17 protein-coding genes and 1 pseudogene are annotated in these 16,299 nt (G+C 46.9%); 5 read left to right on the top strand and 13 right to left on the bottom strand.

All coding sequences use genetic code 11. The features are described from left to right. Positions 1–5: 5 nt before the first annotated feature. From AC50Y5_RS05790 to AC50Y5_RS05770, 5 genes are all read right to left on the bottom strand, one after another. A complete protein-coding gene (locus AC50Y5_RS05790; protein ID WP_494859104.1) occupies positions 6–944 on the bottom strand; it encodes an ABC transporter permease in 939 nt (312 codons plus the stop codon). Further along, positions 937–1,983, bottom strand: coding sequence for an ABC transporter permease (locus AC50Y5_RS05785; protein ID WP_494859102.1), 1,047 nt, complete (start codon positions 1,981–1,983; stop codon positions 937–939). The genes AC50Y5_RS05790 and AC50Y5_RS05785 overlap by 8 nt, the downstream gene beginning before the upstream one ends. Continuing rightward, entirely contained in the window at positions 1,980–2,948 is a 969-nt protein-coding gene (locus AC50Y5_RS05780; protein ID WP_494859100.1) for an ATP-binding cassette domain-containing protein, read from the bottom strand. Before AC50Y5_RS05780 ends, AC50Y5_RS05785 begins: the two co-directional genes overlap by 4 nt. Further along, positions 2,927–3,535 carry an ATP-binding cassette domain-containing protein gene (locus AC50Y5_RS05775; RefSeq protein WP_494859099.1) on the bottom strand — a complete coding sequence of 203 codons (609 nt, stop codon included), beginning with the start codon at positions 3,533–3,535 and terminating at the stop codon, positions 2,927–2,929. The genes AC50Y5_RS05780 and AC50Y5_RS05775 overlap by 22 nt, the downstream gene beginning before the upstream one ends. A gap of 105 nt (positions 3,536–3,640) precedes the next feature. After that, a complete protein-coding gene (locus AC50Y5_RS05770; RefSeq protein ID WP_056034615.1) occupies positions 3,641–4,765 on the bottom strand; it encodes a BMP family ABC transporter substrate-binding protein in 1,125 nt (374 codons plus the stop codon). Between the two features lie 249 nt (positions 4,766–5,014). Between AC50Y5_RS05770 and AC50Y5_RS05765 the strand changes: the two genes are divergently transcribed. Together AC50Y5_RS05765 and AC50Y5_RS05760 are read left to right on the top strand one after the other, a co-directional pair. Next, positions 5,015–5,767 (top strand): helix-turn-helix domain-containing protein, encoded by a 753-nt coding sequence (locus tag AC50Y5_RS05765; RefSeq protein ID WP_056034612.1) that lies wholly within the window; start codon positions 5,015–5,017, stop codon positions 5,765–5,767. A gap of 33 nt (positions 5,768–5,800) precedes the next feature. Continuing rightward, positions 5,801–5,962, top strand: a pseudogene (locus AC50Y5_RS05760) (SUMF1/EgtB/PvdO family nonheme iron enzyme); the annotation flags it as partial. A 93-nt stretch (positions 5,963–6,055) separates the two neighbouring features. On the opposite strand, the gene AC50Y5_RS05755 reads toward AC50Y5_RS05760, so the two are convergent. Continuing rightward, a complete protein-coding gene (locus AC50Y5_RS05755) occupies positions 6,056–6,346 on the bottom strand; it encodes a hypothetical protein (protein WP_046231510.1) in 291 nt (96 codons plus the stop codon). Between the two features lie 331 nt (positions 6,347–6,677). After that, positions 6,678–6,860: a DUF3934 family protein gene (locus tag AC50Y5_RS05750; RefSeq protein WP_046231511.1), complete on the bottom strand. Its 183-nt coding sequence runs from the start codon at positions 6,858–6,860 to the stop codon at positions 6,678–6,680. Between the two features lie 325 nt (positions 6,861–7,185). On the opposite strand from AC50Y5_RS05750, the gene AC50Y5_RS05745 reads away from it, so the two are divergent. Next, positions 7,186–7,335 carry a hypothetical protein gene (locus tag AC50Y5_RS05745; protein WP_155973115.1) on the top strand — a complete coding sequence of 50 codons (150 nt, stop codon included), beginning with the start codon at positions 7,186–7,188 and terminating at the stop codon, positions 7,333–7,335. Between the two features lie 262 nt (positions 7,336–7,597). Here AC50Y5_RS05745 and AC50Y5_RS05740 read toward each other — a convergent pair whose 3' ends face one another. The 6 genes from AC50Y5_RS05740 to AC50Y5_RS05715 form a co-directional block, all read right to left on the bottom strand. Further along, the gene (locus AC50Y5_RS05740; protein WP_494859096.1) at positions 7,598–8,326 is read right to left on the bottom strand and encodes an ATP-grasp domain-containing protein; all 729 of its coding nucleotides are present in this window, start codon (positions 8,324–8,326) and stop codon (positions 7,598–7,600) included. Positions 8,327–8,444: 118 nt separating this feature from the next. Further along, positions 8,445–9,692 (bottom strand): serine racemase VanT catalytic subunit, encoded by a 1,248-nt coding sequence (gene vanT, locus AC50Y5_RS05735; RefSeq protein WP_235533135.1) that lies wholly within the window; start codon positions 9,690–9,692, stop codon positions 8,445–8,447. Beyond that, a complete protein-coding gene (locus tag AC50Y5_RS05730; RefSeq protein ID WP_235533134.1) occupies positions 9,685–10,539 on the bottom strand; it encodes a D-alanyl-D-alanine carboxypeptidase family protein in 855 nt (284 codons plus the stop codon). The genes vanT and AC50Y5_RS05730 overlap by 8 nt, the downstream gene beginning before the upstream one ends. After that, positions 10,536–11,600: a D-alanine--D-serine ligase VanG gene (vanG, locus tag AC50Y5_RS05725; RefSeq protein ID WP_494859093.1), complete on the bottom strand. Its 1,065-nt coding sequence runs from the start codon at positions 11,598–11,600 to the stop codon at positions 10,536–10,538. The genes AC50Y5_RS05730 and vanG overlap by 4 nt, the downstream gene beginning before the upstream one ends. Positions 11,601–11,792: 192 nt before the next feature. Continuing rightward, positions 11,793–13,154 (bottom strand): sensor histidine kinase, encoded by a 1,362-nt coding sequence (locus AC50Y5_RS05720; protein WP_235533133.1) that lies wholly within the window; start codon positions 13,152–13,154, stop codon positions 11,793–11,795. Further along, positions 13,151–13,855, bottom strand: coding sequence for a response regulator transcription factor (locus AC50Y5_RS05715; RefSeq protein ID WP_099516986.1), 705 nt, complete (start codon positions 13,853–13,855; stop codon positions 13,151–13,153). Before AC50Y5_RS05715 ends, AC50Y5_RS05720 begins: the two co-directional genes overlap by 4 nt. Before the next feature lie 304 nt (positions 13,856–14,159). Between AC50Y5_RS05715 and AC50Y5_RS05710 the strand changes: the two genes are divergently transcribed. Next, positions 14,160–14,912: a LytR/AlgR family response regulator transcription factor gene (locus AC50Y5_RS05710; RefSeq protein ID WP_494859090.1), complete on the top strand. Its 753-nt coding sequence runs from the start codon at positions 14,160–14,162 to the stop codon at positions 14,910–14,912. Further along, positions 14,902–16,185: an ATP-binding protein gene (locus AC50Y5_RS05705; RefSeq protein WP_056034601.1), complete on the top strand. Its 1,284-nt coding sequence runs from the start codon at positions 14,902–14,904 to the stop codon at positions 16,183–16,185. The genes AC50Y5_RS05710 and AC50Y5_RS05705 overlap by 11 nt, the downstream gene beginning before the upstream one ends. The last annotated feature ends 114 nt before the right edge of the window (positions 16,186–16,299 follow it).

The raw sequence follows: 16,299 nt of genomic DNA, 5'->3' as shown, positions 1-16,299 counted from the left end.
CTTAATCATCCTTTCACTTTCGCTTTAAGCTTCCTATTCTTCTTACGGGATTCGCTGACGGCGTATACGATGAGACCGATAACGGTCGTGACGTATGGGAGTGTGCCGATTAGCTCTGCCGGAATTTTAAGCACCTGAAGCGCATTGGCCAGCGCATCCGCCGCGCCGAACAATAGCGACGTCAGCGTCGTGCCGACCGTCGTGCTGCGTCCCATCGATTCCGCGGCAATCGCAATCCAGCCCCGGCCAGCGGTCATATCCCGCGTGAACAGCGACAGGTAGCCCATCGACATATATGCGCCGCCAAGTCCTGCGAAAAAGCCGCTCAGCAGCAGCGCCGTATACTGCACCTTCACTACGCTGACCCCTACGGACTGGGCAGCCTGCGGATTTTCACCTACTGAGCGAATGCGCAGGCCGAGCGGCGTTCTTTTCAGCATATAATACACAACAAAAACCGCTATAATCGACATATAGGTCAATACATTATGGCCGGAGAAAATCGGTCCCAGCACCGGAATATCCTTAAGCAGCGGAATGTCCACACTAGGCAGCACCTTGCTCGGAAGCGAGGTCGAGGAGCCTTTGTCCCCGCTTAGCAAATACAAAATAAATACGGTTCCCCCGGAGGCAAACATATTGATCGCTACCCCGCCGAGAATAATATGTGTCTTGAAATGCAGGGTGAAAAAAGCCAGTATGCCGGAAATAAGCGTGCCCGCCATTACCGCACCCAGCAGCCCAACCCATGAGCTGCCCGTATAAGCGCTGACTACGACGCCTGAAAGGGCCGACACCAGCATAATGCCCTCAAGTCCGATATTGATAATGCCCGCACGGTTGGAAATGAGTGCTCCTAGTGCCGCGAACAAAATCGGAGTCGTTACCCGGAGGACAGAAAACGCAAATTCAGTCGTGAAAATGACATCAAACAAACTAGACATTACGCTGTGCCTCCTTGAGCAGCATCCGATTTTTCCAGAACTTCAAAAACTGCTCTGCCGAAATCAGCAAAATAATAATCGCCTGCACAATCGAAATCATTTCGGCAGGCACATCGGAGAAACGCGCCATCTGGTCGGCTCCGATTCGGATATAGGCCAGGAAGAGCGCTGCGCCAATGACCGAAAACGGGTTATTTTTCGCCAGCATCGCTACTAGCGCACCATCCAGGCCGTAGCCTGGCAGCGACGACCACTGGAAGCGATTGTACATGCCGAGTACCTCGACCGAGCCCCCCATGCCCGCAATAAAGCCAGCAATTAAATGTACGATAATGATGACCTTGGCCGTCTTCATGCCGGAATAACCCGCAAATTCGCGATTGGCCCCCGTCATTCTCAGCTCATAGCCCCATTTGGTTTTGTATAGAAAATAATGCGCGGCTACGATCAGCACCAGCACGATAATCAGCCCCGTATGAATGCGTGTACCCGGTATCAGCTTGGTGAGCATCGCTGTTTTCTCGAACTTGAAGGATACGGCTGCAAAGGCCTGAGCATCGCGCAGCTTATAGTTCAAAATATAAAGCCCGATGCCAAACAAAATATTGTTGAACATCAGCGAGCTGACGAGCTCATTTACATTCCATTTAGCCTTGAGAATACCTGGAATAGCGGATAACACCGCGCCGACGAGCGACCCTGCAAGGATGGCCACAATCGGATGCACAAAGCTGTTTAGACTAAGATGAATCGCAAGCGACGCTGCAACTACCCCGGAAAAATAAAACAGCCCTTCCGCTCCGAGATTGAACAAATCCGCTTTAAACAGCAGCGATACCGCAAGTCCTGTGAACATGAGCGGAATGGCCATTTCAATGACGTTGCCGATATGCCCCTTCGTATTCAGCGGCTCCCATAGGAAGATGCGAATGCTCTCCAGCGGCTGCTCGCTGACAATGGAAATAATAATAAAAGCGAGAACAAGCGCAATCAGAATGACCGCTGTCGTTCGGATGACTTCAAAATATTTTACCTTCATGCTTCCACGGCCCTCCTGATTTGCTGCTCGTCCTGCCGGTTAAGGCCCAGCATGTACAGCCCGAGCTCTTCCTCGCTTACCGTTGACGGCTCTTCCAAATATGCGACGATTTGTCCTTCATACATCACAAGAAGGCTGTCGCTCAGCTCCAATATTTCGTTCAAATCTGCCGAAATGAGCAGCACGCCGCTGCCTCCATCCCGAAGCTCAATCAGCTTCTGGTGAATAAATTGGGCTGCCCCAATATCGACGCCGCGTGTCGGCTGCTCGGCAATGAGCAAATCCGGCGCTGTCGAGCATTCACGAGCGACGACGACCTTCTGCATATTGCCGCCCGAAAGCATGCCTATCGGCTGATTCGGGCCCGAGCAGCGCACGCGGAACTCCTCAATGAGAGTGGCCGCAAGCTTCGCTATTTTTTTACTCCTCAAAAAGAGGCCCTTGTTCATCGCTTTCGTATTGTATTGCGTAGAAATCAAATTATCGGAAATGCTTGCGTCTTTGGCTGCCCCTTGGCGCATGCGATCCTCCGGAATATAGGAAACGCCGAGCGAGCGAATTTTGCGGATATCATAGCCTTGAATGTCCGTGCCTTTAACGGCCACATTTCCGCTGCGCACAGCCAAACTGCCCGTTAAAGCTTCAACAAGCTGAGTTTGCCCATTGCCCTCGACTCCAGCAATACCGACGATTTCGCCGCCACGCACCTTGAACGCTACCTTGTCCAGCAGCGCCTTGCCCGTTTCATCCGCCAATGAAAAATCAGTAACGGAAAGGATTGGCGCCCCGTAAGGCTTCTTCTCCTTGTCATACCTCAGCACAACGTCACGGCCGACCATCAGCTTGGAAATTTCCTGCTCGGTAACATCCTTCGTCCAAAAAATACCTTCGCTTTTGCCAGCGCGCATAATCGTAATCCGGTCGCAAATCGCTTTAACTTCCTTCAGCTTATGGGAAATAAACACGATCGTATGCCCCTGCTGCTTAGCTGCGTCAGCTCGCGGAACAGTTCCTCGGTTTCCTGCGGGGTCAGTACGGCGGTCGGCTCATCAAGAATAAGAATTTCCGCACCACGCAGCAGAGCTTTCAAAATTTCGACCTTCTGCTTCATGCCGACACTGAGGTCCTCAACCTTCGCCTTCGGATTAACGAGCAGATTGTACTTTTTGCTCATCTCCTCTGTCATTCGCACCGCTTCGTTGTAATTAATGCTGACGCCCTTCTTTGGCTCCATGCCCAGCACCATATTTTCGGCAACGGTGAACGACGGCACCAGCATAAAATGCTGATGGACCATGCCGATGCCATGATCTATCGCATCCTGCGGCGAAGCCAGCCTTACCGGCTTGCCCCGAAGAATGATTTCGCCTTCGCTCGGCTCTTCCATGCCGAACATCATTTTCATCAGCGTGGATTTGCCGGCGCCATTTTCACCGACGATTGCGTGAATCTCGCCCTCGGCCAGCGTAAACTGCACCTTCTGGTTGGCGACCACCCCGTTCGGGTAAACCTTCGTAATATTTTTCATTTCGAGCAGCTGATTCGGCATCATCGTAAAACCCCTTTACCTTTCGGAGGTCATTATAAAGAGGCAGCTGGCCTTCTTCCTGATGGAAAGAGAAGAATGACCAACTGCACTAAGCTTTGAGGATCGTTATTATGGTTTAACCGCGTTGCGGATGGCTTCGATTTGCGAAGTTTCCATACCCATCGCGTTGTCTACTTTAATTTCTTGTTTAGCCAGCTTTTGCTTGATATCTTCTACTTGCTTCTGCATATCAGCCGTGAAGATCGATTTGTAAATGTCATTTTCAGCAATGCCTACGCCATCTTGATCAAAGCTGAGCACTTGGCGTTGTCCATATTCGAGTGTGCCCTCTTGCGTTTTCTTCACTGCGCCAAGAATAGAGGTATCGATTTTTTTAATAGCAGACGTCATGATCAGATTCGCTTTTTCTTTATCCGTTTCCTGAAGCAGGGACCCTTGGTCGGAGTCAACGCCAATCGCGTAACGCTTCTTGTCTTTCGCTGCATCGAAGATGCCCAGGCCCGTCGCGCCAGCCACGTTGAAAATCACGTCGACACCGGAATTGTACTGAATGAGCGACAGCTCCTTGCCTTTCGCCGGGTTAACGAAATCGCCCGCATAGGACACGGCTACCTTAATGGCAGGATCGACGTATTGTGCCCCTTGGATATAACCAACCAGGAATGCATTAATGCCGGGAATGTCCATGCCGCCGACAAAGCCAATCACATTATCTTTGTTCGCATTTGGAATATCGGATTTCGTCGCAATCGCGGCTACTGCGCCTGCAAGGAAGGAAACCTCATTCGTTGCGTAAGACATCGCATATACGTTAGCCGGTGTTTCTTCAATATCCGTATCGTAGTTGATGAATTTTTTGTCAGGATACGTTTCTGCTGTCGCATTAAACATCTCGGTAATTTCAGAGCCGCCGGAGATGATAATATCCCAGTCCTGCGCTGCTATATCTTGATAAGTAGGTTCCCACTTCGTTTTGTCTGTTCCCATTTCAATCACTTTCGTATCTGCGCCCAATTCGGATTTAACAAGCGTCAATCCCTTGTTCGCTGCATCAAAGAAAGATTTATCGCCAAGTGTACCCGGTACGAGCAGAACAACCTTCAGCTTCTTATCCCCGCCTGTACTGCCTGAGCCAGCTGAATTGCCGCTGCTTGTCCCCGTATTTCCTCCACCACAAGCTGCCAGCACCAATAGAACCGAAACCATGAGTAATGCCATCACATTTTTCTTCATTCTCTGTTCCCCCACTCTCTGTCGATTAAAAGACGTGTTCCCTTTGAAACTAGCCGCCCGCGCCTGCTCTCCTGAAAAGAATGCTTACCCCAAGTGTAATGTAGAAAATAAATAGGTTATAATAAAGGTACGCTTTCTGAATAGCTTGTTCGGGATGATACGATCATATCAAATTCGAAATCAAATAATTATCTCGATTCGGTCAACTTTTTATACGATTCGGCTATATACACGCGAAGGAGGGCTGTTATGAATCGATTATTGTATTTAGCAAATGACATACATGAGAGAAATACTAACATCCCTCCTCATCAGCATGAGTGCTACGAGCTTGTTTATTACATTCGCGGTATGGGTCCAACCGTCATTGCAGGCCGTAAATATCGCTTTAAAGAGCATACGATTGCCCTCATCGCTCCTCGGCATATTCATAGCGAGATTCATGAATTGGAGGGCGAGGTGCTGTTCATTGGTTTTAACGCTCCTGATGTGGAATTAAAAGGATTAAGCGGGGTTTATGACGACGATGCGAGCCATACGATTTTAAAGCATTTATGGCGCATAAAAGAGGAGTTTTTCATCCGTCCGAGAACCGACAGCGAATCGCTGAATGCTCTCCTCAATGAGCTGCTTCCGCCGCTTCAGCAAATTTTTGGAAACCGAAAAACACCCCATCCATCAGAAGATCGGGTCAAATACGTGCTGCAATATATGGATGACCATTATAAGCAGAAGCTCACCGTTGAGCTGCTTGCGGACATGTCCGGTTACAGCTATGACCGGTTCCGCCACCTTTTTAAGGAACGCTACAACATCGCGCCTCTCCAGTATATTTTGCTAAAACGTCTGGAATATGCAAAATCGCTGCTAACAGGTACCCAGATGCATATTTCTGAAATTGCCGCCGATGCCGGCTTTGCCAATGATGCGCAATTTTGCAGCATGTTTAAACGAGAAATTGGCTGTACGCCTCGCACCTATAGGAAGGGCAAAATTTTGTGAGGGATTGAAAATATTAATCTATAGAGGGAAGAGGATTTATATGATGCGGAAGTATATGGTCCGTACCGTATTTTCCGTGGTGGCAGCTGGGCTGAAGAGGCCCGGGGCTGTGAGGCTACGTGCAGGCGTCGCAGTCATCCATCCTTTTGCATAGACGACCTTGGCTTTCGCCTTGCCCGCTCTGTTGCACCATAGCATAGGCCAAATTAATGAGACGAACTCACCAAGCATGGCGTGTGGGTTCATCTCATCTATCCATTAACAGCCTATTTCATGTTGCCGCTTAAGCTAAGCTTTGCCTTTATATGTCTTCGTGGCTGTATCGAGCATGGATTTCCAATCTGCAAACTCGGTCTCGCGCGCAACATGGCGATCAAACAGCTCATCAGGAATGTTGTCGATCTCCTCATGCGTCTCTGCTTGAAAATTGCCTTTCTCCAAAAACTGCCCAAAGCTGCTGCTGCTGGAATGCTTGCTCATAAATGCATCGTTAAACAGCTCGTTTAAGGATACCTCGTTCGGATCTTCCTGGTTTGTTTTCTGTCCCTGCAGTTCCTTCAACAGGTCGTCAAATGACATTGGTTTTTGCTTTCTCAGATTACCACTCCTTCAATTTGTGCGATCGACTCCAGGCCCATGCAAAATCCCTATACATGGAGTCTGATCTTTTTAAAAACCTTTTAAACACTCAAGCGTAAACAGCTGAAGCCATCCTTTGGCGGCAAGGCTTCCGTTTCGCAGGTGGAATATAAGTTCATTTATAAGCGTGAAACTTATAAAGTCTTATATTTTCAAAAAAAGCCTTCTGGAAAGCGCTGCTTCTTGCTGACCAAGATTTCAGTTACTTCTATAATATCATCATTCATGCTATGCGTTAATATATAGAACGTTTATGTTTTTTATTTTTGGGCTAAACGCTGGGTTTCTCGCCTTTTTGAGTACTTGAAGCAGCGGCTCCATCCTGGTTTTTAGTCCCTTTGCTTTTATAAGGCTTAGGCGCGTTTTTGGCTTTATTGGCACTAGCCTGCCACCGATTCCAGCCCTTCTTGTCCGTTCCTCTGCCTGTTCCACCCTTGCCCTTCGCCTTGCTCAAAAAATCACTCCTTTATGGTTGGCTCAAAATCGAGACCGTTGCTTGCTGCATAAATCCAGCCAAGGTGAAACGGCTCTCGCCGTCCTCTGGCGGCGCGGCGCGTTTCATTCCGAGAAATATAGAGAAAGTATGGCGAAATCATATGCTTTCCTATATTTTAAAAAATGAAAAAGCATCTCCTACGCCTGCATTAATTGACAGACCTGCTGTGCAACCAATGGAATAGACAGATGCAGACTCAGTATAACAATGAAACGCTTGATTTGCCAGAGGTAGCGATTATAAATGATAGCTCTTCATGGCGAAAGCAGGGTAACAGGGGCCAATGTCGGACAAAAAAAGCATCTTCAACAACGCCGATTCGCTGGTAAAGATGACGAATTTTATTATTGATTCAGGCAATATTCAGTCGTTCGTCGCTGAAACCGCACCGTTGGGGACGCTCGGGAACCTTCCTCATTTTTTCAAGGACTGAGGATCCGCTATTTTGGCTTTTTCTCCGATTTTAGGCTGTAAGCGGACAGGAAATCCGCTATTGCCCCAATACTCCCGTCAAAATGGCTTTTTGCAACGCATTAACGGCTCCTGAGTCCGCCAGTTGTGCCTTAACCCAGATTCTGTTGATATAGCGGCTGCTGTGTCCGCCAACTCTAGCTTTGTGCAAGGAGCCCCCTGAAACGTAGCAGATGATGCTGATTTTCGGCACACTCCTTTTCAGTTGCCTGCACTTTATTGGATTAAAAATCACATTCATCTCTAGTATCCGTAAGCTCTGCCCATCTCGCCATCAAAAGCTTCGCATAATCGACGGAAAATAGTCCATAATGCCCTAATGCATATCCATCATTCACTTCTATTAACAAGGTTTCCCCCTTATCCGTTAAGCCAAAATCTATCGCATATCCTTTAGGCGCGGAGGTGAACTGTGCAACCGCCTTTTCAACGACTTTATAGTCAAAATGCATTCTCCAGTCGCCTTTATACCTGCGTATATCTAATATTTCCCCGTATCTGACGAAGCATCTCCATTCCGTTACAAAATGGACGACCTCCGAGCATAATATATCAGTATCTTCCCCGTATGTGCCACAGCCTACTAAGTCCTTTGTCCCGCGAACAACGACGCCAGTGAACTTTTTGTCCTCGATTGGCTTTATAAATATGTTCCAGCTGTCTGGATTGTTTGCTATCGCGCTTAATTTAGATGTCCATATTTTTCTGCCCAAGTAGCCTTCAAGCTCCTCAGGATAATCCATTTCAGGCGTTATGATGTTATGTTTAAAAAGAGCTTTTCTTACTTCATTCACATAACCAACGACGATGTCTTCTTTTTGATTTCCTGACAGCTCGCTGACCGTCTCAAAATAATGAATTTCAAAACCCATTTGCTTGAATCCGTCAAAAGCGGCATAAAAATTATGGCTCGCAATTTCATTATCGCTATTTTTCCGAATATACGCCCTCATCTTATTCACCTTTCTATTATGCTCTACTCGAATATTAAATCTATATCATGATTATATCATTCCCTTTTTTGGAAAAAACAAAAAAATAGACTGCTCCTTGTGAACAGTCCATTAATTATTAATAAAGCAGCTTCGTCTTTCTCTTTATTTGCGCATATGATTTAGCCCTCTCCACGCCTAAAGCGTTAGAGATATACACATTTTCCACTCTGCTGCTGAGTGTGCTAACCACTTCATTCGTTATCGTTCCAACTCGCTTGGCGATTTCTCCGGCTGTTATGCTCTCCTTGCCATCTTGTCCGATCAGCGTTGCCGTATCCCCTTGCTGAACCCCGGCTATCGAAGTCACATCGACCATCAACTGATCCATGCAGATTTTCCCTACTATTAAAGCCCGCTGGCCATGTATGAGTACACAGCCTCCTTTTTGGGACAGCTCGCGCGGAATGCCGTCGGCATAGCCAATCGATACCGTTGCGATTTTGCTGTCTCGTGAAGGCGTGTAGCAGCCATTGTATCCGACGGGCTCACCTGCATGAATGCTCTTGACCAACGTAACGGTCGCTTTCAGTGACAAGACCGGACGCAGCTCGACGTTCGCATGCACGCGGTCGTTATCCTGGCTCAGGATGCCATACAGGGCGATGCCTGGCCTAACCATTCCATAACCTCGATCCGGATAATTTAAAATGCCGTAGCTGCTCTGGATATGGGTGATGCCCGGATTTACGCCATCTGCTAGGAGCTGATTGACCACGCTGTCGAATCGCTCTAACTGAAGCCTCGTAAAATCCACATCCTCCTTGCGGTGACTTTCCGCAGACGTGAGGTGGCTGAATGTGCCCATAACTTGCAAATTTTTATGCTGATACATCGACCGTATACGCTCCATGTCGTTGTAATGTTCACCCAGCCGATTCATGCCCGTATTGATTTTAATATGCACCTTTATTTTTTTGCCAAAAGCTTGCAGCCTCTCTGCATCATCCGCATTAATAACGGTCTGTACCAGCTTGTAGCGGCGCAGCTCCTGAAGACGATGCAACGGCGTATAGCCTAAAATGAGGATATCGCCTTTGATCCCTTTTTTGCGCAAGGCTATGCCTTCATCAATTGCTGCAACAGCGAAGGAGCGAACGCCCGCTTCATTAAGCTTCCTTGAAATCGGGATGCTGCCATGACCGTATGCGTCCGCTTTGACCACCGCCATGATTTGAGTGCCTGCTTGGGCAACCTTTTTAAACTGCCTGAGATTATGCACTAAATGATCGAGATTGATTTCTGTCCATGCTCGATGCAGAGCTGGCTTTCGAGTCGCAGCAGCCAGCTTGAAATAGTCCATACCACCATAGCCAAATTTACTCACAGCTCCCATCGCCCTTCTGATGAAATACTGTCACAACAAAGCCGTCCTGATTATTGCCGGATAGTTGATAGCTATCTCCTCTAATAATAGGTACCGTTGTTACCTGCTCCTCTGCTTCCACATAATAAATTTCGGCGAAGGCAGAACGCCCCTCCACATAAAGATGCTCCTTGTGGTAAGAGAAGCTCTTCATATAGGCCGTGTACTCCTCCAAGCACAAATCCAGCTGCTTCATAAGCATAGAATGCGGATAACCCACGTAACGGTAATGCCACGGCTCGCAAGCGATGCCCGTAATGGCTTCCTTGCTTTCCTCATATCTTTGGATAAAACCGTACTCTGCCGCAAGCGCTTTGAACCTGCCGCTCGCGCCATCATCGGGAAACGTCGGACAAATATAATCGATATCGCCCATGCACAGCCCCACATCTACAGCAAGCCCCGTCTGGTGCTCGCTTGCCCCCGGAATGGCCACATATCTCGATGTGAAAGCCGCTCCATTCTCCTCTAGCGAAGCCGCATATATTTTGGCTTGCGCTTCTCTGGAACGATAGCCGCTTACTGCGGCAATATCGTCCGCCGCCTGGCACGCCTCCAAGAGCGCGGACAATGGCTGGATGCACATTTTATCAAGCATAATCCGCTGCTCCTGCACATGGCTGGCCTTACGTATACTTGCCGGCAATGACCGGAGGCTGGGCACAATTTGTTTGACCGGATTTTCCTGATTCACTAGAATTAAGCAGCCTTTATGCACGTCTTCTCGGTTCACCTGTATACGGCATTCATGCTGCCTTTCATGCTTCCTCCCGCTGGGCTTGCGGCTTATGCTTATAGCTTCCATCATAATGCCGCCTTTGCTGTCTCCAGCTCGATGAGACGGTCCAGCAGCTCAGGAAAGTCAATGCCTGCATGCTTCATCATATTCGGATACCTGCTGTGCGCCGTGAATCCGGGAAGCGTGTTGACTTCATTAAATAAGAGCCGCCCATCGCTCGCATAAAATAAATCAACCCTTGCTAGACCGCTGCACCCCAGCACGCTATAAATCCGCAGTGCCATAGCTTTCACTTTATCCGCCGTATCCTTATCGATGTGGGCAGGCAGATGAATGGCTGCTGTGCCTAGCGAATATTTTTCTACATGGTCAAAAAACTCGCCCGTCAGCGCAATTTCATCGATTTCACCGATTATGGGCTGCGAGGCATCGCCAAGTATAGCGCAGCCCACTTCAAAGCCATTCACATGCTGCTCGATTACAACTTTTCCGTCATGGGCAAAAGCTTCCTCAATGCCGCTTATCAGCTCTTGCTCTGTGTAAGCTTTCGTTATCCCGATGGAGGAACCGGATCTGGAAGGCTTCACATAAAGCGGGAAGCCCAGCTTCGCCGCTGCCCCCACTGCTTTGGCAATGGAATCGCCAGCCAGGACGGTAATCGATGGCGGTACCTCCAGTCCGGCAGCTTGGACTACATTTTTGGCCACCGCTTTATCCATGCAAATGGCAGAGGATAATGTGCCGCAGCCTACGAATGGCAGGCCCGACAGCTCAAGCAGCCCCTGCACGGTGCCATCCTCGCCATTTTTACCATGCAAAACCGGGAATACGACATCTAACGTTGTGATGTGAAATTCCGTATGCACAATCTCAATGAGTCCTCTCGTTTCTTTGCTCGGAGATAGAACAGCCGGGACGCACTGGGCAGACTGGCTGCTCCAGCGATCCTCCCGAATGTCTGTTAGGTCCCCGTTATATCTATACCAGCGTCCGTCTCTCGTAATACCGATCATGACGACATCATATTTATCTCGATTTAAATGCTCCAGAACAGCGGCTGCTGAGGATAACGACACTTTATATTCCGTAGAACAACCGCCGAACAATACGCCCACTCGTATTTTATTCATGTTCTCCTTCATCCCCCTATCAGATGTATGAATCTAGCATAGCGGGCTTCTCTTATGAGCCTATAACCGTAAGCTTAGTAGAATCGAAACATTTGCTTATCATTTCTTAACATTTCTTAACACTTCTTAACATTTGTTTAGCAAAAACAAAAAACACAATTCCTCGTATACAAGGTCATTGTGTTTTCGTTATTAATATAAAGGAAAGCGCGTTTCAAATATCGTCTCGCCCCGCCTGCTTTTTACCGCAATCGTTCCATCATGCAGCTCCACAATGCTCTTCGCAATCGAGAGCCCAAGTCCCGTCCCGCCCGTCTGCTGTGACCGGGATTGGTCTCCGCGATAGAAGCGTTCAAATAAATAAGGCAAATATTTTTCGGGAATCGACTCGCCATAATTGACGACCTCCACTACAGCATAGCCCTGCTCCCGCCGCAAACGGACATCGACATAGCCGCCTTCCTGCCCGTATTGAATTGCATTCATGACCAAATTTTCAAAGGCTCTGACCAGCCGGTCGCCATCGGCCTTAATTTTGAGCGGAGCAGCGTCTGGAAAGACACGCCCCTTCATTCCTGCCGCTTCCAAATTCGGCACGAACTCCTCTAACAGCTGCTGGATAAAACCGTTCAAATCCAATTCGAGCTTTTCCAAAGGCATGCCGTTATTGACCCGCGTAAATTCGAATAAATCATCAATTAATTTTTTCAAGCTTAATGACTTTTCATAGGCAATGCCAATGTAATACCGAAGCTCGACCTCATCTTTATAGCGATCCTGTTCGATCAGCTCCAGAAAGCCGAGAACCGAAGTCAAAGGTGTGCGCAAATCATGAGAAACACCAGTGATCAAATCATTTTTCGTCTTCTCCGCCTTACGCTCCTCCTCAATCAACATGTTCAGCTTGTGGCCCATTTGATTGATGTTATATGCGACCTCGCCCAATTCATCCGAGGATTTTACCGCGATCTCGTAGTTCAGATTGCCATTAGCAATTTGCTGGAGGCCGAAGGTAATTTCCCTTAAATAATGAATCGTTTGATTGCTGATTAGGAAAAATACGACCAGGAAGAGAAAAAAGCAGGTGGCGATAATAAGCGGCAAACGCCCTATCGTTTCAATAATGCCGCGTATGAGCTCGCCTAGCGGCGCTATTTCTACAAGCAATACGACTGCAAAATAAAGCAGCATAAATAAAATAAAGCTGATGACGAGGCTTATTAAAAACCCGAATACGAGCTTCCAGCGAATCGTTCGAAACAGCCAGCTTCCCGTTCCAAATGCTGCAAGGCTTCCGCGATAACCAGCCTTTGCCGCATTCGTCTCCCGACTGTAGAAGAAGATTAAACAGAGGCTAAACAAAAGCAAAGCCGCAAATATGACAAGCGGTAAAGTCCCTACAATATTTTGCAGCCCTCTTACGGTTTCCCGGAATGGCCGAAAATTCATGAGCACATTGGCTGACAGCCCATAGGCGACAAACAAGCCAATTATCGTAATCGCGAAGCTTCCCAGCGTAGCAAATATAAGGCGTCTCATTTGCTCACTGTTCATAGCGCCTCCATTTTGTAGCCGATGCCCCATACCGTTTTAATAAACTTCGGATGCTGCGGGTCCTTTTCGATTTTCTCGCGAATTTTACGAATATGCACCATGACCGTATTTTTCGATTCCATGAAAGGCTCATTCCAGGCTACCTCGTAAATTCGCTCCGTACTCAAAACAATGCCCCGATTAATAGCAAGCAGCTCCAGTACGGCGAATTCACGCGGCGTCAGCTTTACCTCTTGCCCGTCGGCGGTAACGGTATGGGCATCAATATTAATGACAAGATCATCAATTACAATTTGCTGGTCGCTGCTCGGCTCCGACTTCTGAATACTCATCCGATTATAACGGCGCAAATGCGACTTAATACGCGCAACGAGCACAAGCGGACTGAACGGCTTGGACACATATTCGTCAGCACCGATGCTAAGACCCGTAATTTTATCGATATCCTGCGTCTTCGCTGACAGCATAATAATCGGGATATTGTGATCCTCGCGAATTTTCATGCAGGCTTCCAGTCCGTCCATCTTCGGCATCATCACATCAAGTATGATCAGATCAACGCTATGTTTACTCAGCAGCTCAAGCGCCTCTAATCCGTTCGACGCCTGCAGCAGCTGATAGCCTTCATTCAGCAAATAAATCTCAATCAGTTTCAATATTTCCTTCTCATCATCGACCATTAATATCGTTGCAGCAGCCATTGTGTGACCCCTTTCCTCCCAAGCCCCTTGCCTCGTCCCCTACAGTTTACCCTCCCTGCATTATGAAGGAAACAGTTTAACAACAAGGGCCTCAATACTTATGAATGGTTTAACATTTTCTTAACGATGAGCGGATACCGCTCTTATATGCTGTCCCATTTTTACGACTATTACCTATTTACGTCATTTGAGGGATTCAAATATGCATTTTACCCAAAAGCTGTTTTTTCATCGCCAAATAATTGTATGATATTTAGATACCGTCGTACAATGACGCAAGTGGAACTGAGGGAGGTATCCTTTTATGTATCGAGTAGCAATTTGTGAGGATGAGGAAAAGCAAAGAGAGCTCGTTAGAAGCATGCTGATTGCTTTGTCGATCAAGTCCAATATCGATTTTGAAATCGAATTATTCAGCTCGGGAGAACAGCTTCTCTCTCATTACGAGCGGGAAGAAGCGCCTTTCCATATTTTAATATTGGATGTTGAAATGGGCGGGCTAAACGGGATTCAAACCGCTCGAAAAATTAGAGGGCTCCATCGCCTCGATGAGCAAATTGTCTTCCTGACAAGCTACCCGGAATATATGGTCGAAAGCTTTGACGTCATGACCTTTCAATATTTATTAAAGCCGGTAGCCCCTGCGATCCTTGAGGAAAAAATAATGAAGCTATGCCAATACTTTCAAGCGCTTCACAAAAAGTTTCTGGTCATCAAGTCGGCTTATGAAGAGGTTGTTTTAAAATATGATGACATCATTGGCATCGAGGCAGCCAAAAGCTTAAGCGTAAAGAGCAAGCTGAATTTTATAACCTCACATGGAACCTATGAAAGCAAAGGCATTCTTGCCGATTATGCTTTAGCCTTGAAGGACAGCAACTTCTTGCAAATTCATCGATCCATTATTATTAATCTGCTCCATGTGAAGAAGTTTGCGAGCGGGGTCGTTCTCATGTCTAGTGGCCTGGAGCTGCCGATCGGCCGTTCAAAAATTAAAGAAGTGAAGGATTTTTATACCAAATTTATGATCATGAGGGTCAATGAAAATGAGTCATGACAACCTGTTTATTGTATTTAGCATTGCTCTTGTGATGGGCGTCCAGATTTCTTTTTTCTTCAATTCGGTTTTTGGCAAGCCAACTAGAAAGCCTTATCGATTCCTTTATTTTATTGTTTTTATCGTGCTCAATTGTCTGTATTTACTTTTTTATATCTCTCCTGTTGTATCCTCGATTTTTGCGCTGCTTGTCATATTTAGTTTGGCTCAGTCTTATAAGGTCGAGTTAAAAGCCAAAATCATTTTCACGATCCTTTATGGCGTGCTAATGTCCATCGTTAATCTCATCTCGCTTTATATTTTTTATAAACTGGATTCCGTTGACTTCAGCAACTTTAATTCGATTAATGCTCAGGATCAGCTCGCTTATACGAAGGCTACTTTGCTCACCTGCGTCATCATGTTTGCAGTCATTCAAATGATCCGGCTAATTGCCAAACACCGAAGCTTCTCTTTGCATTACCGTTACTATTTGCTCATCATGATTATCCCTGCAATCAGCCTGTACCAGCTTAATGTGCTGACAAGCTATAGCGAAAAGAACATTCACTATTTCATATCGGTCATCGGATTTCTTTTCATCAATGTGATGATCATTTATATTTTTGATATGATTATTGAAAAATTTCAATTTATGCATGAGAATGCCCAATTGCAGCAGCAGATGGACTATCAGGATGCCAATTACGAGAAAACCGTTCATAGCTTCAAATCGATTAAGAGGATCATTCATGATACGAACCAGCAGTTTTTGTACATCGAGGAATGTATTAAACGAAATGAGCTGGCGGCAGCGATGGAGCATATTAAGACAACGTTAAACAAAGTCGAAGGCGCCTATCAGAGGGTGAATACGGGGAATCTCGTTATTGATGCGCTTGTTACGAATACGCTTACGATTGGCCAGGCGAATGGCATACGAATCGATACGAAGCTTAACCTGAACGCCCAGGAAGTTGCCATTGACCGGTATGACCTATGTGTCGTCCTAGGAAATATGCTGGATAATGCCATCGAAGCTTCTAAACAGGTGCGAATCGCTGAGGATCGCTCCATTCTCATTCACATCCATGCCAATGAATCGGCACTGTTCATCCATATCCTTAATCATATGGAAACAGAGGCCGCCTCGTTGAACAGCCAGAAGCCGAACCCAGAGTACCATGGCATTGGCTTAACCAACATTGCTAGAATATGCGACAAATATGGTGGTCATATGACGATCGAGACGAAGCCGAAACGTTTTCAAAATATGGTCATGCTGCCCTTTTGAACGAACAATCCTTAAACAATCTTGTTGTTTAGGGATTGTTTTTTTCGTTTCAGGGTCATTTGCTCCATATGCCTCTCCCTCCTAGTAAGATACATGCAGGAAGTAAAATTTGGC

The organism is Paenibacillus sp. JT22N7, assembly GCF_059383875.1.
Note: the sequence above shows the minus strand (reverse complement) of the source record. Positions and strands in the feature narration are given on the sequence as shown.